Origin of the sequence: Thermobispora bispora DSM 43833, assembly GCF_000092645.1 — a bacterium.
GTDB classification, from domain to species: Bacteria; Actinomycetota; Actinomycetes; order Streptosporangiales; family Streptosporangiaceae; genus Thermobispora; species Thermobispora bispora.
On record NC_014165.1, the window covers coordinates 2,237,393 to 2,258,276 of the forward strand.

The 20,884-nt window shown below is 73.0% G+C and carries 21 protein-coding genes; 7 read left to right on the forward strand and 14 right to left on the reverse strand.

What is annotated here, in order from left to right; genetic code table 11:
- Positions 1-57: 57 nt before the first annotated feature.
- Positions 58-1,296: a cytochrome P450 gene (locus TBIS_RS09555; RefSeq protein ID WP_241019650.1), complete on the reverse strand. Its 1,239-nt coding sequence runs from the start codon at positions 1,294-1,296 to the stop codon at positions 58-60.
- Positions 1,297-1,458: 162 nt separating this feature from the next.
- On the opposite strand from TBIS_RS09555, the gene TBIS_RS09560 reads away from it, so the two are divergent.
- Positions 1,459-2,541 (forward strand): GNAT family N-acetyltransferase, encoded by a 1,083-nt coding sequence (locus tag TBIS_RS09560; protein ID WP_013132175.1) that lies wholly within the window; start codon positions 1,459-1,461, stop codon positions 2,539-2,541.
- 237 nt (positions 2,542-2,778) lie between these two features.
- Here the strand turns inward: TBIS_RS09560 and TBIS_RS09565 are convergent, their stop codons facing one another.
- The 7 genes from TBIS_RS09565 to TBIS_RS09595 all read right to left on the reverse strand — a co-directional run bounded on the left by TBIS_RS09565 (position 2,779) and on the right by TBIS_RS09595 (position 9,116).
- Positions 2,779-4,068, reverse strand: coding sequence for a GH39 family glycosyl hydrolase (locus TBIS_RS09565; protein ID WP_013132176.1), 1,290 nt, complete (start codon positions 4,066-4,068; stop codon positions 2,779-2,781).
- Positions 4,069-4,204: 136 nt separating this feature from the next.
- The gene (mshC, locus tag TBIS_RS09570; protein ID WP_013132177.1) at positions 4,205-5,416 is read right to left on the reverse strand and encodes a cysteine--1-D-myo-inosityl 2-amino-2-deoxy-alpha-D-glucopyranoside ligase; all 1,212 of its coding nucleotides are present in this window, start codon (positions 5,414-5,416) and stop codon (positions 4,205-4,207) included.
- A 35-nt stretch (positions 5,417-5,451) separates the two neighbouring features.
- Positions 5,452-6,192, reverse strand: a complete 741-nt coding sequence (locus TBIS_RS09575; protein WP_013132178.1) for an NRDE family protein — start codon at positions 6,190-6,192, stop codon at positions 5,452-5,454.
- A gap of 77 nt (positions 6,193-6,269) precedes the next feature.
- A complete protein-coding gene (locus TBIS_RS09580; protein ID WP_013132179.1) occupies positions 6,270-7,031 on the reverse strand; it encodes an SCO1664 family protein in 762 nt (253 codons plus the stop codon).
- The gene (locus TBIS_RS09585; RefSeq protein ID WP_013132180.1) at positions 7,032-7,589 is read right to left on the reverse strand and encodes a DUF3090 domain-containing protein; all 558 of its coding nucleotides are present in this window, start codon (positions 7,587-7,589) and stop codon (positions 7,032-7,034) included. It lies immediately after the preceding gene.
- 10 nt (positions 7,590-7,599) lie between these two features.
- On the reverse strand, positions 7,600-8,301 hold the full coding sequence (locus tag TBIS_RS09590) for a histidine phosphatase family protein (protein ID WP_013132181.1): 702 nt from the start codon (positions 8,299-8,301) through the stop codon (positions 7,600-7,602).
- Entirely contained in the window at positions 8,298-9,116 is an 819-nt protein-coding gene (locus TBIS_RS09595) for an undecaprenyl-diphosphate phosphatase (protein ID WP_013132182.1), read from the reverse strand. The genes TBIS_RS09590 and TBIS_RS09595 overlap by 4 nt, the downstream gene beginning before the upstream one ends.
- Positions 9,117-9,151: 35 nt before the next feature.
- Between TBIS_RS09595 and TBIS_RS09600 the strand changes: the two genes are divergently transcribed.
- Both TBIS_RS09600 and TBIS_RS09605 read left to right on the forward strand, forming a co-directional pair.
- Positions 9,152-10,090, forward strand: a complete 939-nt coding sequence (locus tag TBIS_RS09600) for an aldo/keto reductase (RefSeq protein WP_013132183.1) — start codon at positions 9,152-9,154, stop codon at positions 10,088-10,090.
- 150 nt (positions 10,091-10,240) lie between these two features.
- A complete protein-coding gene (locus TBIS_RS09605; RefSeq protein ID WP_013132184.1) occupies positions 10,241-11,179 on the forward strand; it encodes a hypothetical protein in 939 nt (312 codons plus the stop codon).
- Positions 11,180-11,263: 84 nt separating this feature from the next.
- Here the strand turns inward: TBIS_RS09605 and fabI are convergent, their stop codons facing one another.
- Together fabI and fabG are read right to left on the reverse strand one after the other, a co-directional pair.
- A complete protein-coding gene (gene fabI / locus TBIS_RS09610; protein ID WP_013132185.1) occupies positions 11,264-12,028 on the reverse strand; it encodes an enoyl-ACP reductase FabI in 765 nt (254 codons plus the stop codon).
- A gap of 48 nt (positions 12,029-12,076) precedes the next feature.
- Positions 12,077-12,781, reverse strand: coding sequence for a 3-oxoacyl-[acyl-carrier-protein] reductase (fabG, locus tag TBIS_RS09615; protein WP_013132186.1), 705 nt, complete (start codon positions 12,779-12,781; stop codon positions 12,077-12,079).
- 78 nt (positions 12,782-12,859) lie between these two features.
- Between fabG and TBIS_RS09620 the strand changes: the two genes are divergently transcribed.
- Together TBIS_RS09620 and TBIS_RS09625 are read left to right on the forward strand one after the other, a co-directional pair.
- A complete protein-coding gene (locus TBIS_RS09620) occupies positions 12,860-14,356 on the forward strand; it encodes a TldD/PmbA family protein (RefSeq protein ID WP_013132187.1) in 1,497 nt (498 codons plus the stop codon).
- Positions 14,353-15,753 carry a metallopeptidase TldD-related protein gene (locus TBIS_RS09625; protein ID WP_013132188.1) on the forward strand — a complete coding sequence of 467 codons (1,401 nt, stop codon included), beginning with the start codon at positions 14,353-14,355 and terminating at the stop codon, positions 15,751-15,753. Before TBIS_RS09620 ends, TBIS_RS09625 begins: the two co-directional genes overlap by 4 nt.
- Positions 15,754-15,968: 215 nt before the next feature.
- Here the strand turns inward: TBIS_RS09625 and TBIS_RS09630 are convergent, their stop codons facing one another.
- The gene (locus tag TBIS_RS09630; RefSeq protein WP_013132189.1) at positions 15,969-16,184 is read right to left on the reverse strand and encodes a dodecin; all 216 of its coding nucleotides are present in this window, start codon (positions 16,182-16,184) and stop codon (positions 15,969-15,971) included.
- A 67-nt stretch (positions 16,185-16,251) separates the two neighbouring features.
- Here TBIS_RS09630 and TBIS_RS18660 point away from each other — a divergent pair, with 67 nt between their 5' ends.
- Positions 16,252-16,584, forward strand: coding sequence for a DUF3099 domain-containing protein (locus TBIS_RS18660; protein ID WP_013132190.1), 333 nt, complete (start codon positions 16,252-16,254; stop codon positions 16,582-16,584).
- A gap of 516 nt (positions 16,585-17,100) precedes the next feature.
- On the opposite strand, the gene mobA is transcribed toward TBIS_RS18660, so the two are convergent.
- From mobA to TBIS_RS09645, 3 genes are all read right to left on the reverse strand, one after another.
- Positions 17,101-17,709, reverse strand: a complete 609-nt coding sequence (gene mobA / locus TBIS_RS09635) for a molybdenum cofactor guanylyltransferase (protein WP_013132191.1) — start codon at positions 17,707-17,709, stop codon at positions 17,101-17,103.
- A gap of 7 nt (positions 17,710-17,716) precedes the next feature.
- A complete protein-coding gene (gene moaA / locus TBIS_RS09640; protein WP_013132192.1) occupies positions 17,717-18,706 on the reverse strand; it encodes a GTP 3',8-cyclase MoaA in 990 nt (329 codons plus the stop codon).
- A gap of 102 nt (positions 18,707-18,808) precedes the next feature.
- Positions 18,809-19,423, reverse strand: coding sequence for a class I SAM-dependent methyltransferase (locus TBIS_RS09645; protein ID WP_013132193.1), 615 nt, complete (start codon positions 19,421-19,423; stop codon positions 18,809-18,811).
- 404 nt (positions 19,424-19,827) lie between these two features.
- On the opposite strand from TBIS_RS09645, the gene TBIS_RS09650 reads away from it, so the two are divergent.
- Positions 19,828-20,880, forward strand: coding sequence for a type III polyketide synthase (locus TBIS_RS09650; RefSeq protein ID WP_013132194.1), 1,053 nt, complete (start codon positions 19,828-19,830; stop codon positions 20,878-20,880).
- The last annotated feature ends 4 nt before the right edge of the window (positions 20,881-20,884 follow it).

Here is a 20,884-nt window from a genome sequence, read left to right on the forward strand (position 1 = left end):
GTGGCGCCCGCACGGGGTGCCCGGCGGCCGCACAGACGTGAACGGCAGAGCCGCAGCTCAGAGGGTGACCGGCAGCCGCCGGACCGCGTTGTTGAACGTGGACGTGAGCGGCTCGGGCGGCCCGGCGAGCCGGATCCCCGGCGCCCTGGTGTACAGCTCCCGCAGCAGGATGGTCATCTCCCGCTTGGCGAGGTGGGCGCCGAGGCAGTAGTGCGCGCCCGGCCCGCCGAACGCCACGTGCGGGTTGGGATCCCGGGTGATGTCGAACACGTCCGGCTCGGGGAACACGCTCTCGTCGCGGTTGGCCGAGTTGTAGAAGAGCACCACCTTGTCGCCGGGCTTGAGCGGCTGCCCGCGGAGCTCGTACTCGACCTTGACGGTCCGCTGGAGCTGCGTGATCGGCGAGGAGTACCGGAGGATCTCCTCGACGGCGCCGCCGATGTACCGGTCGTAGTCGGACAGCAGCAGCTCCCGCTGGCCGGGGTGCTCGCTGAGCAGGGTCACCGCGTGCGCGAGCGCGTTCGCCGGGGAGTCCACCCCGCCCACGCACAGCAGCAGGAAGAACGCTCCAAGTTCCCGGTTGGTCAGCCGCTCCCCGTTGACGTCGGCGTTGGCCAGGGCCGAGACCACGTCGTCCCCGGGCCGCTTGCGCCGCTCCCGCGCGAGCCGTACCACCAGGCCCCGCAGGCCGAACATCGCCCGGGTGTTCCGGAAGGCGTACCGGAGCATGCCCGACGTGTCCGCGCGCACCGCCTGGTACTGCACGGTGTCCTCCACCCAGCGCACGACCTGCTGCCGGTCCTCCTCGGGGACGCCGACGAGGTCGCAGATCACATTGGTGGTGAAGGGCCGCGCGACCAGCTCGACGAAATCGCCGCCGCCCGCCCGGATGAGCCGGGTGACGGCCTCCTCCGCCCGCCGCCGCATGAGGACGTCGAGCCGCTCCATCATGCGGGGCGCGAAGGCCCGGGACACGATCCGGCGCAGGCGGGTGTGCTCCGGCGCGTCCTTGTTCTCCAGCGAGTCGCCGTAGACGTACTTCACCCAGCTCGCCGGCTCCGGATTGGCCACCGCCGGGCTGTTCGAGAAGACCGCGGCGTTCCGGCTCGCCTCCACCACGTCGGCGTGCCGTACCAGGGCGTAGAACCCCTTGCCCGATCGGGCGAGCGGAACCTTGGGCTGGGGGAAGAAGAGGGGGCGCTCCTGCGCGCGGAGCCGGCGAAAGACCTCGGCCCGCTCCTCGGCAGGTCGCGCCCAGAAGTCAAGGGCGGCGATGTTCACGTCTGGGCTCGTCACGGTCACACCACAAGCCTGTCATACGGCCTTTGCGATTCCACCACCGGCGGCCGGAACCGGACACCGCCGCCACGCGATCACCGCGTGCGGGCAAGGTAGTCACATCGAACGCGCCCCAAAGCGGCAACTGGCATGATCATCCCGTCACGACGGAGGAACGGCATGCAGGTCTCGGTCATCCGCCCCCACGAGCTCGGCCCCGGGGAGATCGCCGAGTGGCGGGCCATGCAGCAGGCCCAGCCGCGGCTCGCCAGCCCGTTCCTCGCACCGGAGTTCACCATCGCCGCCGGCGAGGTGCTGCCCAACGCCTACGTCGCCGTCATCCACGGCGAGGGCGGGCGGATCATCGGGTTCTTCCCGTTCGAGCGGCACCGCTTCGGGGTGGGCAAGCCGATCGCCGGCTGGGTGACGTTCGCCCAAGGGATCGTCCACGCGCCGGGCGCCGAGATCGACCCCGACGCCCTGCTCAAGGGGGCGGGCCTGGACGTGTGGGAGTTCGGGTTCCTGGTCGGCGGCCAGCCGTTCGCCCGGTACGCGTCCACCGTGGCGGAGTCGGTGCTCCTGGACCTCACCGGCGGCTACGACGCCTACCTGGCCCGGGTGAAGGCGAACTCCCCCCGCACGATCAAGACGGCGATGACGCGGATGCGCAAGCTCGCCCGCGAGGTCGGGGAGCTCAGGGTGGAGCTGCACTCGCCGGACCCGGCGGACCTGCGCCTGCTCATGCGGTGGAAGTCCGCCCAGTACCGCCGGATCGGGCGGCAGGACCGGTTCGCCCGGCGGTGGGTGGCCCAGCTGGTCGAGCGGATGCACGCCACCCAGGCCCCCGGCTGCTCGGGCACGCTCACCATGCTCTGGGCCGGGGAGACCCCGGTCGCCGGGCACATCGGGCTGCGCACCCCGGAGCTGCTCGCCGGGTGGTTCCCCGCCTACGACGCGGCGTACGCCAAGTACTCCCCCGGGCTGCTCCAGCACCTGCTCATGGCGAAGGCCGCGGCGGAGCACGGGATCCGGCTGATGGACTGGAGCGTCAGCCAGGGCGACGACTACAAGCAGCGGCTGCGGACCGGGGGCCACATGGTCGCCGCCGGCTGCGCCTGGCGCGGCTCACCGCGGGCGGCCGCGCACCGGCTGCTCACCACGCCCGTCGGCCGGCTCCGCCGGCTCGCCCTGGAGACGCCCTGGGCGTACCGCCTCATCGACCGGGTGATGCGCCGGTACGGGGAGCTGCGCACCCGGGCGTGACGCCCGCGCCGGGCCCCCGGCCGGTCCGCCGGCGGGCGAGCGGTCCCGGCACCGCCCGCCGGGCGAGCCGTCTCCATCCCGGCACCGCGGGCCGCGCACCCGCGGCCGGCGCGGCGCCTCCCGGGCGCCCTCTTCCGGCGCGCGCCCGGGGCGCCCAACGGCCCCGGCCGTGCGGGTGCCGGCGCGCCCGGGTGTCCTCGCAGCCCGCCGCCCTCGGGACGAGCCCTTCGGTGGATCTCAGGTGCGGGCGACCCAGCGGACCTCGTACGGGCCGAGCGTCATCCGCTGCCCGTCGACCACGGCGTCCACCCGGCTGTCGGAGGTGTTCACCACGAGCATCATCGCCTTCTGCGCGAGCACCCGCACCGGACCGGGCGAGGCGCTCACCCGGACCGTCTCGGTGCCGTACGGGAACCAGCGGGCGAAGCCCTGGAGGAGCCGGAGGATCTCGGTGGGCCGCCCGCCCCCGCGCCGGTGCGGGTCGGTCCACAGGCAGCCCGGCGGGCACTCCCGGCCCGGCTCCTGGCGGCTCCAGTACAGGACCGCGGCCGTGCCCGACTCGGCGAACTCCATGAGGGAGACCGCGGTGACTGCGGTCCGCTTGGCATCCGACCAGGTGGAGAATTCCGGCTCCGGATACCACTCGGCCCACCAGATCGGCAGCCCGATGTTCCGGTGCAGCCACTCGTTCACCGCGGCGAACTTCCGCTGGGCGCCGAAGTCGTCGGGGATCATGCCCCTGCGGCTCTCCGCGGAGCCGTCCACCACGACGAAGTCAGCGCCCCGCTTGTGCTTCGCCCAGTAGCGCAGCACGTCGAGCACCCGCTGGTCGACGTTGCCCCACTCGCCCTCGAGCTCCGACGGCCGGTCCGAGTCCTCCATGACCGGGTACGGCCCGCCGACCTTGATCTTCGGGTTGACGGCCTTCAGCGCGTCGTAGACGAGGTTGTACAGCTCCGTGTACCCCTCGTAGTTCCAGCGCTGCTTCTCCTCGTCGAAGAAGCCCTTGAGCTCGTTCCAGACGATGTAGTGGGTCACATCGGGGTACCGCCTGGCGATCTCGGCGGCGAGGGCGGCGAAGTCGCGGTAGTGCTCGGGGCGCGGCGCCTCCTCGATCCGGCTCCAGTCGGTGGTGCCCGGCTGCCCGCCCTTCATCCAGTCCGGGGCGCAGCAGAGCGTGATCACCGGGATGCCGCCGGTCTCGCGGATGAGGGCGATCCGCTCGTCCAGGGAGGAGAAGTCGTACCGGCCCGGGCTCGGCTCGGGGTTGAGCACGCCGAACCCCATGATGTGCTGGTTCTGCAGCAGGCGCTGCTCGGCGATGGCCGAGCGGGCCGTGCGCAGCGCCGCGGCGTCCCCGTAGTCCACGGTGTACTGGGTGTGGGTGAACCCGTAGACCGGCCATCCGGAGCCCACGCCGTCCACCATGCCTCCGATCGGCGAGCCGTTTCCCGCAGGGGTGCACGAGAGTATCAGCAGCGCGACGAGCACGCCGATCATCGGCAACGCCCACCGGCGAGACAGCACCCCGGTCCCCTCCCTCCCAGGCCGGTCCGGCATCTCCGGCGAACGCCCGGCCAGATCAACGCTATGGCGATCGCCATCGTTCCCGGCCTGGTTGAGCGGGAGCTGGGGAAAACTTGACCGGCCGCCGGGGAGCCCGTCAGAGCGCCACACCGAGCAGGGCGTCCACCATGTCGCGGACCAGGCCGGGCGCCGAGGCATCGTCGCCGTCCGCGGCGGCCCAGGCGTCGATGAGCGCGAGCGCCCCCGGGGCGTCGAGGTCGTCGGCGATCCGCTCGCGCACCCGGGCGAGCAGGGCCGCGCCGTCGGGCCCGGCGGGGCGCGCCACGGCGGCCCGCCACCGGGCCAGCCGCGCCTCGGCCTCGGTGAGCCGGTCCGGGGTCCACTCCCAGTCCGACCGGTAGTGCCGGGCGAGCAGCGCGAGCCGGATCGCCATGGGGTCGGCCTCGTGGCGGAGCTCGGAGACGAACACGAGGTTGCCCCTGGACTTCGACATCTTCTCGCCCTCGTAGGCGACCATGCCCGCGTGGACGTACGCGCGGGCGAACGGCCACTCGCCCGTGGCCACGTGGCCCTCGCACGCCCCCATCTCGTGGTGCGGGAAGATCAGGTCCGAGCCGCCGCCGGAGACGTCGAATCCGGGGCCGAGGTGGCGCAGCGCGATCGCCGTGCACTCGACATGCCAGCCGGGGCGGCCCCGCCCGAAGGGCGACTCCCAGGACGGCTCACCCGGCCGCTCACCCCGCCAGAGCAGCCAGTCGAGCGGGTTGCGCTTGCCGGCGCGGCCGGGGTCGCCGCCGCGCTCGGCGAAGAGCCGCCGCATGGTCTCCTCGTCGTACCCGGAGATCGCGCCGAACTTGGGGGCGGCGGCGACGGAGAAGTACACGTCGTCGCCGATCCGGTAGGTGGCGCCCCGCTCCATGAGCCGGACGATGACCTCGGCGATGTCGTCGATGACCTCGGTGACGGCGACGTAGTCGCGGGGCGGGAGGATGCGCAGCGCCTCCATGTCCGTGCGGAAGAGCTCGATCTCCCGGTCGGCGAGCTCCCGCCAGTCCACCCCGATCGCCTGCGCCCGCTCGAGGAGGGGGTCGTCGACGTCCGTGGTGTTCTGCGTGTAGTGCACGTCGTGGCCGGCGTCCCGCCACGCTCGGTTCACCAGGTCGAACGCGAGGTAGGTGTTGGCGTGCCCGAGGTGGGTGGCGTCGTACGGCGTGATGCCGCACACGTACATCCGTGCCTTCCCCGAGGGCTCCGTCTCCCGGACCTCGCGGGTCGCGGTGTCGTACAAACGGAGCGGCAGACCTGAACCAGGCAGTTTCGGGACTTTCGGAGCAGACCACGATCGCATGCTTCGAAGCCTATCCACGCAACCGCGAATCGCGCTCAGCCGGTGGCCCGCACCTGGTGCCAGGAGCCCGGGTCCTCCGGGCAGGGGCAGAAGTCGTACCGGACGCCCTCCTCCCCCAGCCCTACCAGGGTGACCGACAGGGAGGCGAAGACCCGCCCGCCGACCGTGCGCCGGATGAGCAGGGACCGCGGGTCGTCCGGGGGCAGGCCGGCCCCGGAGGCGAGGTCCAGCCACTCCCCCCAGAACCTGGCCGGGGAGGCCTCGGCCCGCCAGACCGGCCGGGCGGCCGCGGCGAACCGGTCCCGGAGCCAGGAGGCACGGGGGTCGCCGTGGCCCCGCGCCCAGCCGGAGTTGACGAGCACGTGCACGCCGTCGGGGAGCTTGTCCTCGGTGACCCGCCTGCCGTCCCAGCTCCACAGCCGGACCCCGTCGAGGCCGGCGAGCACCAGGTGGAAGGGGTCGTACGCGCGGGGATCCACCCGGGGCCAGCCGCCCTCGGCCGCGGCGAGGAGCGGCAGCTCCCCCCGGGACCGCCGGATGCCCTGCGGGGCGAGGGCGCCGCGCCCGTTGAGCACGGCCGCGGCCCTGCGGTGCCGGGGATCCGCGGCGAACCAGGTCCCTCCGGCCTGCAGGTCCCGGCCGCCGATCAGCCCGGGGTGCTCCGGCCAGTGGCGCGCGGGGGACATCCACGGCCGGGTGACGAACTCATCCCGTACCGCGGCGAGCAGCACGGGGAGCGGCGACTCCGGCATCACGCTCACGATCAACGTGCACACCGCGTTCCCTCCGTATCGGTAGAGACTGGTTGCAGCGTGCACAAATAGAACAGCCCGCGCAAGGGGGGTGAATCCCATCAAATGGGCGGCCAGGGAATGGCCGGCCAGTCGTCCGAGGGGTGCGGGTGCACCTTGCTGTGCAGCAGCCGCCTGACCCGGTGCAGGGTCGCCTCGACCTCCGCGGGCGACAGGAGCTCGTGCAGCCGCCTGCCGAGCCGGCCGTGGTCGATCTCCGCCTCCAGCCGCTCGAGCACCGTGATCGCCTCCCGGGAGAGCGGCTTGCCGCGCCACTGCCACAGCACGGTGCGGAGCTTGTCCTCCACCGCGAAGCAGACGCCGTGGTCCACCCCGTAGACGTGCCCGTCCGGCAGGGGGATCAGGTGGCCGCCCTTGCGGTCGGCGTTGTTCACCACCGCGTCGAACACGGCCATCCGGCGCAGGGCGGGGCTGCGGCTGCGGATCAGCGCCAGCAGGTCGGTGTGCGGATCGGCGTCGATCCACAGCTGCACCATGCCCGGGCCGTACGGGCCGTCCCGGTACACGGTCGGCGGCACGATCCGCCACCCGGTCACCGCGGCGACCTCGTAGGCGGCGACCTCGCGGGCGGCGAGGGTGCCGTCGGGGAAGTCCCAGAGCGGGCGTTCGCCCCGGACCGGCTTGTAGACGCAGGCGGCCGTGTGGCCGTCCAGGCCGATCGAGCAGTAGAGCGTCATGTTGCTGGCGTCGACGAGCCGCCCGGTGACCTCGAGCGTGCCCTCCCGGAGCAGGCGCAGCGCCGTCGCCTCGTCGAGGGCGGGCCTGCTCTCCTGGCGGGCACCCGGCTCGCTCCCGGCCGTCATCTACCGCAGCCCTCCGGGGTGGTGACCGTTGAGACGGACGCAGATGTGACCGTGGGGGTCGATGGGGCGGCCGCAGAGCGGGCAGGGCGGGCGACCGGCCGCCACGACCTTCAGCGCGCGCCGGCTGAACGCGCGCGCAACCGCCGGGCTGATCCGGACCCGCAGGACGGCGGGCTCGGGGCGTTCGCCCGTGGGGTCGTCCTCGTCCTCGTCGACCGCCTCCTGGGCCTCGATGATCACCTGTGAGGTCTCCGGGTCCCAGCCGAGCGCCATCGTGCCCACCCGGAAGTCCTCGTCGAACGGCGTCTCCAGCGGCTCGTCATCGGTGAGGTCCGCCGGGGGGAGCGCCGGGATGGGCGCGCGGCCGCCGCTGCGGCGCAGCACCTCGTCGAGCAGCTCGTCCAGGCGGTCGGCCAGCACGGCCACCTGGAACTTCTCCAGCACGACCGTGGTGATCCTGCCCTGGCCCCGGGCCTGGAGATAGAACGTCCTCGCGCCCGGCTGCCCCACGGCGCCGACGACGAACCTCTCGGGCGGATCGTAGTCGTAGACCGGCATAGCCCCGACCTTATGCGGTCCCGGCTCCACCGCCGACCGCGGCGTCGCTGCTGTCCATGGCGTCGTCCTCCCCCTCCTGCGCCGCCTCGCCGTCCGGCGGGATCAGGTTCGCGATCCCCCCACCGATATCGTTCGCCCTGAGCAGGAACGGGCGCAACGGGGTGTACCGGATCGCGGTCACCGACGCGGGGTCCACGGTGATCCGCTGGAACTGGTCGAGGTGCAGCCCGAGCGCGTCCGCGACGATCGCCTTGATCACGTCTCCGTGGGTGCACACCAGGTAGACGGCCTTCGGGCCCAGCCGCTCGTTCCACTCCCGGACCGCCCGTACGGCCCGCCGCTGCACGTCGGCCATGGCCTCCCCGCCGGGGAAGACCGCCGCGCTGGGATGGGCCTGCACCACCCGCCAGAGCGGCTCCTTGGCGAGCTCGGTCAGCGGCCTGCCGGTCCACTCCCCGTACCCGCACTCCCCGAACCGGTCGTCGATCTGCACCGGGACGTCCCGGCCGCGGGCGACCTCCTCGGCCGTCTCCACGCACCGCTCCAGCGGGCTGGAGACGATCGCGTCGAGCCGCAATGGGGCCAGCCGCCCGGCCACGGCCCTGGCCTGCTCGCGCCCGCGTTCGTCCAGGTGCACACCGGGCGTCCACCCGGCCAGGGTGTGCCCGGTCATCTCGGTGAGGCCGTGCCGCAGGAGCAGAAGGGTGGTCATGAAGAGATCACGCCCAGGGAGAGCAGGGTGAGCAGGAACGACCCGAGGAACACGCGGTACGCCACGAAGATGATGGTCGAATGCTTGGCGACGTAGCGCAACAGCCAGGCGATCGAGGCGTAGCCCACGACGAACGAGACCGCGGTCGCGATCAGGGTGGGCCCGAGCGGGACCCCGGACTCCTCGCCGATCACGCGCAGCTCGAACAGCCCGGAGAGCACCACGGCCGGGATGGAGAGCAGGAACGAGTAGCGGGCCGCGGCCTCCCGGGTGTACCCGAGGAACATGGCGCCGGTCATCGTGGACCCGGACCTGGAGGCGCCGGGGATGAGCGGCAGCATCTGCCACAGCCCGATGATCAGGCCGTCCCGCATGTTGAGGTCGGCGACCTCCTTCTTCTTCCTGCCGAGCTGGTCGGCGAGGAGGAGCAGGAGGCCGAAGACGATGAGCATCACCGAGTTGAGCCACAGGTTCCGGGCCGGCCCTTCGATCAGGTCCTTGAAGAGCAGCCCAGCGACCCCGATCGGGATCGTGCCGATGCCGATGTACCAGCCCATCCGGGCGTCGAGGTCGTGGCGGAGCTCGGGCGTCCACAGGCTGCGGAGCCAGGTCCACGAGATCCGCACGATGTCCCGCCAGAAGAAGAGGACCACCGCGAGCATGGTGCCGAGCTGGCTCACCGCGGAGAACGCCGCCCCGGGGTCCCCCCAGCCGGCCAGCTTGGGGACGATCAGCAGGTGGGCGGAGCTGGATATGGGCAGGAACTCGGTGAGCCCTTGCACGGCACCGAGCACGATGGCTTGCAGTACATCCATGGCGCCGACAGCCTATCGGCTACTCTAACCAGGCAATGGATCAGCGATTCGTCGGGCGCAGCGGTCTCGCGGTGTCCAGGATCGGGCTCGGCACGATGACCTGGGTCCGGGACACCCCGCCCGAGGAGGCGACGGCGCAGCTCACGGCGTTCGCCGACGCCGGCGGCACGCTGATCGACACGGCCGACGTCTACGCGGACGGGGAGGCGGAGCGGCTCATCGGCCGGCTCATCCGCGACGTCGTGCCCCGCTCCCGGCTGGTGATCGCCACCAAGTCCGTGCTCACCCCGCGGGGCGACGTGGACGCCTCGCGGCGGAACCTCATCAGGTCCCTCGACGCCTCCCTCTCCCGGCTCGGGGTGGACGAGGTCGACCTCTGGCAGCTCCACGCCTTCGATCCGCGGGTCCCGCTCGAGGAGACGCTCGCCGCCGTGGACCTCGCCGTCTCCACCGGCCGTACGGCGTACGCCGGGGTGTGCAACTACACCGGATGGCAGCTCGCCGCCGCGGCCGTCCACCAGCAGTGCGGGCCGGGCCGGGCGCCGATCGTCTCCATCCAGGCGGAGTACTCCCTGCTCGCCCGCGAGATCGAGCTGGAGGTGCTGCCGGCCGCCGAGTACACCGGCGTGGGGGTGCTCGCCTGGTCACCGCTCGGGCGAGGGGTGCTGACCGGCAAGTACCGCACCGGGATCCCCGCGGACTCGCGCGGCGCCTCACCGCACATGGCCGAGTTCGTCCGGCCGTACCTCGACGAACGCTGCCGCAGGATCGTGGAGTCCGTGGTGACCGCGGCCGACGGGCTCGGGGTCACCCCGCTCGCCGTGGCCCTCTCCTGGGTGCGGGACCGGCCGGGCGTCGCCTCGGCCATCGTGGGGGCGCGGACCCACGCGCAGCTCCTCGACATCCTGAAGGCGGACCGGCTGACCCTGCCGCGGGAGATCCGGGAGGCGCTCGACGACGTCTCCGCCCTCTGACGCCCGATCCGGGCCGCCGAACGAGAAATTCTTTCATGTATCACATATCGATACCGAATTGCAACATTCTGCTGCATGATCCGGAGCTTTGCCGAAAGAGTGTCAAAGTAAAGCGGCGGACGGATCGGCGTTTTAGGGGAAAGAGGCTACATGGGGACTGGACGCGGCACCATCGCGATATCCGCTGGGGCGCTGACCCTCATCCTCAGCGGAGGAATCCCCTTGCTCATCGCCACCCCGGCGCAGGCACGGGACTGCGGCACGGGCCACGGCCTGCTCTCCGGGCTGACGAGCGGTGTCTGCCACCTCGTCGACGGCGTCACCGACGTGCTCGACCACGCGACGGCCGGGCTCACCTCACCGGTGTCCAAGCTTCTCGACACCACGGTGGGCACGGTGAACGACGTGGTGGGCACGGTCGACCAGACGCTCGGCAAGACGGTGCAGAGCGTCGGCGAGGCGGTGAAGTCCACCGGCCAGGCCGTGAGCGGTGCGACGGGCTCCAGTGCCGTCGAGAGCGCGGCCGACGCGGCCGGCGACACGGTGAAGGGGCTGGGCGAGATGGTCTCCGGGCGTGAGACCAAGGAGCAGGTGCCGACCGTGCAGCGCTCCTGCGGGAAGGATTCGGAGTGCGCCGCCGACGCCCGCCCCCGGGAGAAGCGCGAGGCCGGTGAGAAGGAGCGCGCGGAGCGGCCGCAGCCGGTCAAGCCCGCGCGGCCGGCCAAGAAGGTCGCGGAGGAGACGCTCCTCCCCATCGAGCCCCAGCGCCCGAAGCCGACGACCACCACCCGGACCTCGGCGGAGAAGCCTCGGGTGACCCCGGACGAGGACGCGGTCATCCCCCTGCTCTGGCCGGTCCGGGACCTTCCCGACCTGACCATCACCCGGTCGCGGGAGCCGGTGCGGCCGGAGCGGCGCGACGACGCGGCCGGGACCGTGCTGACCGCGGTGCTCCTGCTGTCGGCCGTGCTCGCCACCCGGATCGTCGCGACCCGGCGGGCACGCGAGGAGGAGGCGCAGCAGGCGGGCATCCCGCTGGAGAACGGCCTGTGGCGGCCGAACGCGCAGGGCCGCCACCGTCTCGCCTGACGGCGCCCGGGCGGGCGCGTCCCGCACCGTACGCTCACGGCCGGCGCGCCGCCGCGCCGGCCGGGGTGACGGCTCGCGGGCGGCTCAGGCGCCCATGGCGTGCACCCCGCCGTCCACGTGGATGATCTCACCTGTGGTGGCGGGGAACCAATCGGACAGGAGCGCGACGCACGCCTTTGCGGCCGGGGTGGTGTCGTTCAGGTCCCAGCCGAGCGGCGCCCGCGCCGGCCAGCTCTCCTCGAACTCCTGGAAGCCGGGGATGCTCCGCGCCGCCATGGTGCGCAGCGGCCCGGCGGAGACGAGGTTCACCCGGATGCCGTGCTTCCCGAGGTCCCGGGCGAGGTACCGGGCGCACGACTCCAGGCCGGCCTTGGCCACGCCCATCCAGTCGTAGACGGGCCAGGCCTTGCTCGCGTCGAAGTCCAGGCCGACGATGGCGCCCCCCTCCTTCATGAGCGGCAGGCAGGCGACGGCGAGCGACTTGAACGAGAACGTCGAGACGTGGAGCGCCGTCGCCACGTCCTCCCACGGCGTGTTGAGGAAGTTGCCGCCGAGGCAGGACTGGGGGGCGAAGCCGATGGAGTGGACGACGCCGTCGAGTCCCTCCAGGTGCTCGCCGACCCGGTCGGCGAGCGTGTCGAGGTGCTCGTTGTTCTGCACGTCCAGCTCGATCACCGGCGGCGGCTCGGGCAGCCGCTTGGCGATGCGCTCGACCAGGCTCAGCCGGCCGTAACCGGTGAGCACGACGCGGGCGCCTTCCTCCTGGGCGAGCCGCGCCACGTTGAAGGCGATCGACGACTCGGTGAGGACGCCGGTGATCAGCAGCCTCTTGCCTTCCAGCAAACCCATCTCTCAGCTCCAGTCTCTCGTCATCGAGCGCCCGCGCCTGGGCCGGGCTCAGTGTCCCATGCCGAGGCCGCCGTCGACGGGGATGACGGCACCCGTGATGTAGGAGGCGTCCTCGCTCGCGAGGAACCGGACCACCCGGGCGACCTCCTCCGGCTTCGCCTGACGGCCCATCGGGATCTGCTTGCGGATCTGCTCCTGCTGGGCCTCGGTGAGCACCTTGGTCATGTCGGTCTCGACGAACCCGGGCGCGACGATGTTGACCGTGATGTTGCGGGAGGCGAGCTCCCGGGCGAGCGACCTGCCGAACCCGATCAGGCCCGCCTTCGAGGCCGAGTAGTTGGTCTGGCCGGCCGAGCCGGACAGGGCGACGACCGAGGAGATCAGGATGATCCGGCCGCGCCGGAGCCGGAGCATCGGGCGGACCGCCCGCTTCGCCACCCGGTAGGCGCCGACCAGGTTCGTGTTGAGGACCTCGGTGAAGTCCTCCTCACTCATCATCGGGAGCAGGGTGTCGCGGGTGATCCCGGCGTTCGCGACCACCACCTCCACCGGGCCCTGCTCCGCCTCGACCTTCTCGAACGCCGCGTCGACGTCGGCGGTGCTCGTCACATCGCACCGGACGGCGAAGAAACCCTCGGGCGGCTCCCCGGTCCGGTAGGTGATGGCGACCGCGTCTCCGGCGGCGGCGAGCTCGCGGGCGATCGCGAGGCCGATGCCGCGATTCCCGCCCGTGACGAGAACTGAGCGAGTCATGTGTCCGAAGCTATCGGGTGACGGGCCCGGAACCCGTTGTATGCGGAAGACAAGATCGCACGGTTAGGATCTGTGGACATGCGCCAGATCGACCCCGGCTTCCTCGCCCTGCCCCTGCGGCGGATGGCGGACGCCGCCCTGCAGCGTGCCCGAGACCTGGGGGTGGAGTACGCGGCCTTCCGCCTCGAGCGGGTGCGGGCCGAGACGCTGCGCCTGTTCGACGCCCGGCTCGAGGGCTCCATGGACGCCGACGACCTCGGCTTCTCCGTCCGCGTGATCAAGGATGGTACCTGGGGTTTCGCGTCCGGGATCGAGCTGACCCCCGAGGCGGCCGCGCGGGCGGCCGAGGAGGCGGTGGAGGTGGCGCGGGTGAGCGCGCCGATCAACCGGGAGCCGGTGGAGCTCGCGCCCGAGCCGGTGTACGCCGACGTGACGTGGGTCTCCTCGTACGAGATCGACCCGTTCGAGGTCCCGGTGGGCGAGAAGGTGGAGCTGCTCGCCGACTGGTCCTCGCGGATGCTCGGCCGGGTGGACCACGTGTCCGCCTCGCTCATGCAGGTCAAGGAGCAGAAGTTCTACGCCGACTCGGCCGGCACGGTCACCACTCAGCAGCGGGTGCGCATCCACCCGGTGCTCACCGCGATGAAGTCGGACGGCTCCCGCTTCGACGACATGCGCACCCTCGCCCCGCCGGTCGGCCGGGGGTGGGAGTACCTGACCGGCACCGGCTGGGACTTCCCGGCCGAGCTCGCCGAGATCCCGGACCTGCTCGACGAGAAGCTCAAGGCCCCCTCGGTCGAGCCGGGCACGTACGACCTGGTGATCCACCCGTCGAACCTCTGGCTCACGATCCACGAGTCGATCGGGCACGCCACCGAGCTGGACCGCGCGCTCGGGTATGAGGCGGCCTACGCGGGCACGTCGTTCGCGACCTTCGACAAGCTCGGCACGCTGCAGTACGGCTCGCCGGTGATGAACGTGGTCGGCGACCGGACGGTCGAGCACGGCCTTGCGACGATCGGCTGGGACGACGAGGGCGTGCAGACCCAGTCGTTCGACATCGTCCGCGACGGCGTCCTCGTCGGCTACCAGCTCGACCGGCGCATGGCGCGGCTGAAGGGCCTGGGCCGGTCGAACGGGTGCGCGTTCGCCGACTCGCCCGGCCACGTGCCGCTCCAGCGGATGGCGAACGTCTCGCTGCAGCCCGCCGAGGGCGGCCCGTCGACCGAGGAGCTGATCTCCCGGGTGGAGCGCGGCATCTACATCGTCGGCGACAAGAGCTGGTCGATCGACATGCAGCGCTACAACTTCCAGTTCACCGGGCAGCGCTTTTACAAGATCGAGAACGGCCGGCTCGCCGGGCAGCTCCGGGACGTGGCCTACCAGGCCAGCACCCTCGACTTCTGGCGCTCCATGGAGGCGGTCGGCGGCCCGCAGACCTACGTGCTCGGCGGGGCCTTCAACTGCGGGAAGGGCCAGCCGGGCCAGGTCGCGCCGGTGAGCCACGGCGCCCCGTCGGCGCTGTTCCGGGGCGTCCGGATCCTCAACACCGTCCAGGAGGCCGGCAAGCGATGAGCACAGGGAACGAGCCCGGAGGGCGGAACATGACGCCGCAGGAGATGGTCGAGCGGGCGCTCGCCCTGAGCGAGGCGGACGATTGCATCGTCATCGTGGACGAGGGCTCGACGGCGAACCTGCGCTTCGCCGGCAACACGCTCACCACGAACGGGGTCGGCCGCTCCTCCCGCACCACGGTGATCTCGATCGTCGGGGACCGGGCCGGCGTGGTCTCCCGCTCCGCGGTACGGCCGGACCAGCTCGCCGACGTGGTGGCGGCGGCGGACCGGGCCGCTCGGGAGGCGCCGCCGTCCGAGGACGCGCGGCCGCTGGTGAGCGGGGCCGTCTCCCCGGACTGGGACCGGCCGGTCGAGCCGACCTCCATCGAGGTCTTCCGCGGCTTCACCGCCGCGCTCGGGCAGACCTTCAGCGCCGCCGAGGCGTCCGGCCGGAGGCTGTACGGCTTCGCCGAGCACACGATCACCACCACGTTCCTCGGCTCGTCGACCGGGCTCCGGCTCCGCCACGACCAGCCGACCGGCCGCCTGGAGCTCAACGCGAAGTCGGCCGACATGTCCCGCTCCGCGTGGGTGGGGGTGGCGACGCGCGACTTCACCGACGTGGACGTGCCGGCGCTGGACGCCACGCTCGCCCAGCGGCTGGAGTGGGCCAAGCGCCGCATCGAGCTCCCGCCCGGCCGCTACGAGACCATCCTGCCGCCCTCCGCGGTCTCCGACCTGATGATCTACATGTACTGGTCGGCGGGCGCGCGGGACGCGGCCGACGGGCGGACGGTCTTCTCCAAGCCGGGCGGCGGCACCCGCGTCGGCGAGCGGCTCTCCCCGCTGCCGGTGCGGATCAACAGCGACCCGGCCCACCCGGGGATCGAGTGCGCCCCGTTCGTGATCGCGCACGCGTCCACCCGCGAGCAGTCGGTCTTCGACAACGGCCTCCCGCTCACCGCGACGGACTGGATCGCGGACGGCACGCTCACCAACCTCCTGCAGACCCGGCACTCCGCCGAGCTGACCGGCCTGGCGGTCACCCCGGGCGTCGACAACCTGATCATGGCGGGCCCGGAGGGCGGCCGGTCCCTGGAGGAGATGATCGCCGCCACCGAGCGCGGCCTGCTGCTGACCTGCCTCTGGTACATCCGGGAGGTCGACCCGCAGACCCTGCTGCTCACCGGCCTCACCCGGGACGGCGTGTACCTGGTGGAGGGCGGCGAGGTCGTCGGGGAGGTCAACAACTTCCGGTTCAACGAGTCCCCGGTGGAGCTGCTCGGCCGGCTCACCGAGGTCGGCGCGCACCAGCGGACGCTGCCCCGGGAGTGGAGCGACTACTTCACCCGGGTGGTGATGCCGCCGATCCGGGTGCCCGACTTCAACATGTCCACGGTGAGCCAGGCGAACTGACCGCCGCGTCGGCCGGCCGGGCGAGCCGGCCGTCTCGGCGGTACGCCGATGTGACCCGGCCGGGCCGGCGGTGAGCCCGGGTGAGCCGGCCGCCGCGGCCCGGTCCTCCCATGGGCACCTCCCGCGGGCCCCGTTCGCGGGGAGCGCCGCGGCGGGACGGCTCCGGCGCGGGCTGACCGGGGCCGCGCCTCGGCGCGGGCCGTCGCGGCGCGCGGTCAGTCCGGGTCCTCGAGGCGGAAGCCCACCTTGAGGCCGACCTGGAAGTGGGCCACGTCGCCGTCCGCGATGTCCCCCCGGATCTCGGTGACCTCGAACCAGTCGAGGTGCCGCATGGTCCGGGCCGCCCGGCGGATCGCGTTCCTGATCGCGTGGTCGACGCTCTCACCCGACGTGCCGACGACGTCGATCACCCGGTAGGTGCGATCGCTCATCTCTCCCCCCTCTGTCGCCGTGACTACCCCCGTACGGCTTACCCGTCCCCGGCCAAGGGGGTCTAACGTGGAGTTCGTGAAGTCATGGCGCGGATTCCGGCGCAACCGCCAAGTCGTCCACCGGGTTACGGACGCCCCGGTCTCCCTCACCGACGACATCAAACGTCGTGAGCGGGCCTACCTCATCAAGATGGGCATCCGGCTGATCTGTTTCATCCTGGCCGTGGCCCTCCCGGCCCCGTGGCCGATCAAGCTGCTTCTCGTGGCCGCCGCGGTTCTTTTGCCATACGTTGCCGTTATCGGGGCCAATCAACGAGGACGGGACGTCGATCCAGACCTTGATTTGACCTCCCCTGAACGGAAAGAGATAACCGGATCCCGACGCGAAATCGGGTCGTGACGAACTCTTGACGTACGTCAGGGGTTTGCGGTGTACAGTGTTTAGCCAAGCGCTCTGGTCCCCCGTCGGAGCGCTGGTGCCGGCGTTCCGGGCCCCCGTCGGAACGCCGATGATACGGCGCCGGGTGGTTTGCCCCCGTAGCCACCCGGCGCCGTCCTTTTCTGGGAATACCGATAGGCCGGACTCCGCGTACGGAAAGCGGTAAGCCCGGTACCACACCCCGTTCCTCAGCGGCCATCCCCGGCAACGCCGGCCGCGCACACCCTGGCCCGACGCCCTATGCGCGTCCGGATGGGGCACCTCTCACGGCCGGCCGCGTCACCTCATCCCTCGCCCCGACGACGCACGCGTCCGGGCAGGGCATCCGCTCACGGCCGGCCGCGCTCGCCTCGCCTGCCATCCCGGCGCGGCGCGCGACCGAGCCCCCTCACACCCGGCGCACGCCCCGCGGTGGTGCCGCTCCCAGGTGCCCGTATCCCCGGCCCCGGACCACGCCCGTGAGCGGGGCCGTACCGGTCACCACCGGGACGCGGGCTCCGCCCAGCGGCGGGCGCGGGCGAGATCGTCCGGCGTGTCGCAGTCGAACCACGGCGGCCGCTCCCCCTCCGGCACGGCGATCCGGACCGGGTCCGGCCCGAGCGGTCCGAGCAGCCCGCGCAGCGAGGTGCCCCGGTACCGGCCGAGCGCGGCGGCGAGCACCCCGGTGCGCCACGCGCCGATCAGCCACTGCTCACCGCCCGCCTCATCGGTCAGCACGGCACCGGCCCGCGCCCGCCGGGCGCGCTCGAGGAGCAGGGCGACGTGCCCGGCGGTGAGGAACGGCAGGTCGGCGGCGAGCAGCGCCAGCAGCTCGGCCCGCACCTGTGCCAGCCCGGCCCGCAGCGCCGGGATCGGGCCTGACCCCGGCGGATCCTCCCGGGTGAACACCGCCCGCGCCAGGGGCGTGCCCGCCGCCCGCTCCGGAAGCGGCCGGGGCGGGCCGACGACGATGAGCCGCCCGGCATCGGGCACCGCCGCGGCCACCCGCGCGATCAGCGGCAGCCCGCCGACCGGCGCCCCCGGCTTGTCCGCGCCGCCGAGCCGCGCGGCCCGCCCACCGGCGAGGATCACCGCGTCGTACGGCATCGCCGCCTCAGCCGCCGATCGCCGACATGGAGCGGGGCGGCTGCAGGAAGCCGGGATCGTTGATCCCGTGCCCGGCCTTCTTCCGCCGGACCGCGCCCCGCCACAGCTCGGCCAGCTCGTCGTCGGACGCCCCGGAGCGCATGGCGGTGCGCAGATCGGTCTCCTCGAGCGCGAACAGGCAGTTGCGCACCTGCCCGTCGGCGGTGATCCGCACCCGGTCGCAGGCGCCGCAGAACGGGCGGGTCACCGAGGCGATCACCCCGACGCGGTGCGGGCCGCCGTTCACCAGGTACATCTCGGCGGGCGCGCTCCCCCGGGCCCGCGGGTCGTCCTCGGTGAGGTCGAACTCCTGCTTCAGCAGGCCGAGGATCTCGTCCGCGGTCACCATGTCCTCCCGGCGCCAGCCGTGCTGGGCGTCGAGCGGCATCTGCTCCACGAACCGCAGCTCGTACCCGTGCTCGAGGCAGAACCGCAGCAGCGGGACCGCCTCGTGCTCGTTGACGCCCCGCATGAGCACCGTGTTGACCTTCACCGGGGTGAGCCCGGCCGCCGCCGCGGCGGTGAGCCCGTCGAGCACGTCGTGCAGCCGGTCACGGTGGGCGAGCCGGATGAACAGCTCGCGGTCGAGCGTGTCGAGCGAGACGTTGACCCGGTCGAGCCCGGCGCGGGCGAGCGGCTCGGCGAGCCGGGCGAGCCCGATGCCGTTGGTGGTCAGCGAGATCCGCGGACGGGGGCGGAGCCGCGCGGTGGCGGCGACGATCTCCACGAGATCACGGCGGAGCAGCGGCTCGCCTCCGGTGTAGCGCACCTCGGTGATGCCGAGCCGCTCCACCCCGATGCGGACCAGCCGGATGACCTCCTCAGCGGTGAGGATGCTCGGTTTGGGCAGCCAGTCGAGGCCCTCGGGAGGCATGCAGTAGGCGCACCGCAAATTGCACCGGTCGGTCAGCGACACCCGCAGATCCGTCGCGACCCGGCCGAAGGAGTCGACCAGCACCAGGAGACCTCCATTGCGCGAGAGCCTAAGCCTATGCCGTGTGGCCTTTGTGGCGGCAACCCCTCGCGCGGGCGCCGGGATTCCCGGCCGGGCGGCGCGGGGTCACCCGCGGCGGGCGAGCAGGAACGCGTCCCGGGCCACCCGCGTCCCCTCCGGCTGCTCCACCGGCCGGTCCCGGGTCTCGGCCCGGACGATCTCCAGGCCGCACCCGGCGAGGTCCGCGGCCAGGTCACGCGGGGAGTAGAGGACCGCGGGGTCCTGCGGGCCGCCCACGCCGTTGGCGAGGTTGTCGCTGTCGTGCCCGACGATGAGCAGCAGCCCGCCCGGGGCCACGGCGCCGGCGGCCGCGCGGACGACCGCGCGCCGCTGCTCCGCAGGGGCGTGGAAGTAGGCGATGAGCACGAGATCGTACGCCCCGGGCTCGGGCGTGTAGCGGAGCAGGTCGGCCTCGACGATACGGAGCCGGTCCACGTGCTCGCCGAGCCGCCGTTCGGCGAGCGCCCGGGCCCGGCCGAGGGCGACCTTGGAGAAGTCCACCGCGGTGACCGTCCAGCCGCGCTCGGCGAGCCACAGCGCGTTCCGCCCCTCGCCCGCCGCGAGGTCCAGGCCGCGGCCGGGCGGCAGGTCGGCGGCGACCTCCGCGACCCACCGGTTCGGCTCGGCCGACCACAGCAGCTCCTTCTCGGCGTAACGGCGGTCCCACTCGGCGCTGTCCATGGCGTCCTCCACGATCTCGCCTCGGATCGCTCGTCCTTGATCGGGCCCGCGGCGGACCCGCGCTCACGCTACCGCGGGCCGGCCTCGCCGCACGCCCCGGGCGGCCCGCCCCACGGCCCGGGCGTTTCGGCGCACGGCCCGGGCGGCTCGGCGCGTACGGCCCGCGACGCGGTGGTCACCGCCGGCGCCTCTACCGCGCCATCGGCCACGCGGACCACGCCCCGTCGCTGCGCAGGCGGCTCGCAGGGCACCCGCCGGACCGCGGACCGCGGAGCCCGGCGGCCGATCGAGGCCCGCCGCGGCGGCGCGGCCGGCGCGCCGGGCCCGGACCGGCATACCGCCGCAGCAGGCGGGCAGAAGGAGTTGAGTCACCGGTTCCCGGCCTGCCAGCCAAGGAGGGGACCATGGCGCGGATCGCGGCGGTCCACGGGGCGCTGCCCCCGTACCGGTACGCGCAGGGAGAGATCACCGCGGCGTTCGCGCGGATGTGCCTGCCACCGGACGCCGACCGGGGGTTCCTCGACCGGCTGCACCGGAACGCGCGGGTGGCCCACCGCCACCTGGCGCTCCCGCTCGAGGAGTACGGCGCGCTCGACGGTTTCGGGGCCGCGAACGACCGCTACCTCGCGGCGGCGCTGGATCTCGGGGCCGAGGCGATCTGCGGCGCGCTGAAGGCGGCCGGTCTCGCCCCCGGCGACGTCGACATGATCGCGTGCGTCTCGACCACGGGCGTGGCCACCCCCTCCCTGGATGCGAGGCTCGCCGGCCGGCTCGGCCTCCGCGAGGACGTCACCCGGCTTCCGCTCTTCGGCCTGGGCTGCGCCGGCGGGGCCGCGGGACTCGCCCGGGTCCACGACCACCTGCGGGGCCACCCGGATCACGTGGCCGTGCTGCTCTCGGTCGAGCTGTGCTCCCTCACCCTGCAGCGGGACGACCTCTCCCCGGCGAACCTGGTGGCCGCCGCGCTCTTCGGCGACGGTGCGGCGGCCGTGGTGGCGTGCGGGGACGCCGCGGCCCCGGGGCCGGGGCCGGCCGTGGTGGCGAGCCGCAGCCGCCTCTACCCGTGCTCCGAGGGGGTCATGGGCTGGCGGGTGACCGGCTCGGGCTTCCGTGTGGTGCTCGACGCGGGCATCCCCGACCTGGTGCGGGCCAACCTCGCCGGTGACGTGCGGCGGTTCCTCGGCGAGCACGGGCTGACCATCGGGGACATCACGGCCTGGGTCTGCCACCCGGGCGGCCCGAAGGTGCTCGACGCGGTCGCCGAGGCGCTCGCCCTGCCGGAGGACGCGCTGGACGTGACGTGGCGCACGCTCGCGGAGATCGGCAACGTCTCCTCGGCCTCCGTGCTGTTCGCCCTCCGGGACACCCTCGCCCGGCGGCCGCCCCCGGGCTCGCCTGGGCTGCTGATCGCGATGGGCCCGGGGTTCTGCTCCGAGCTCGTGCTCCTGCGATGGTGACGGG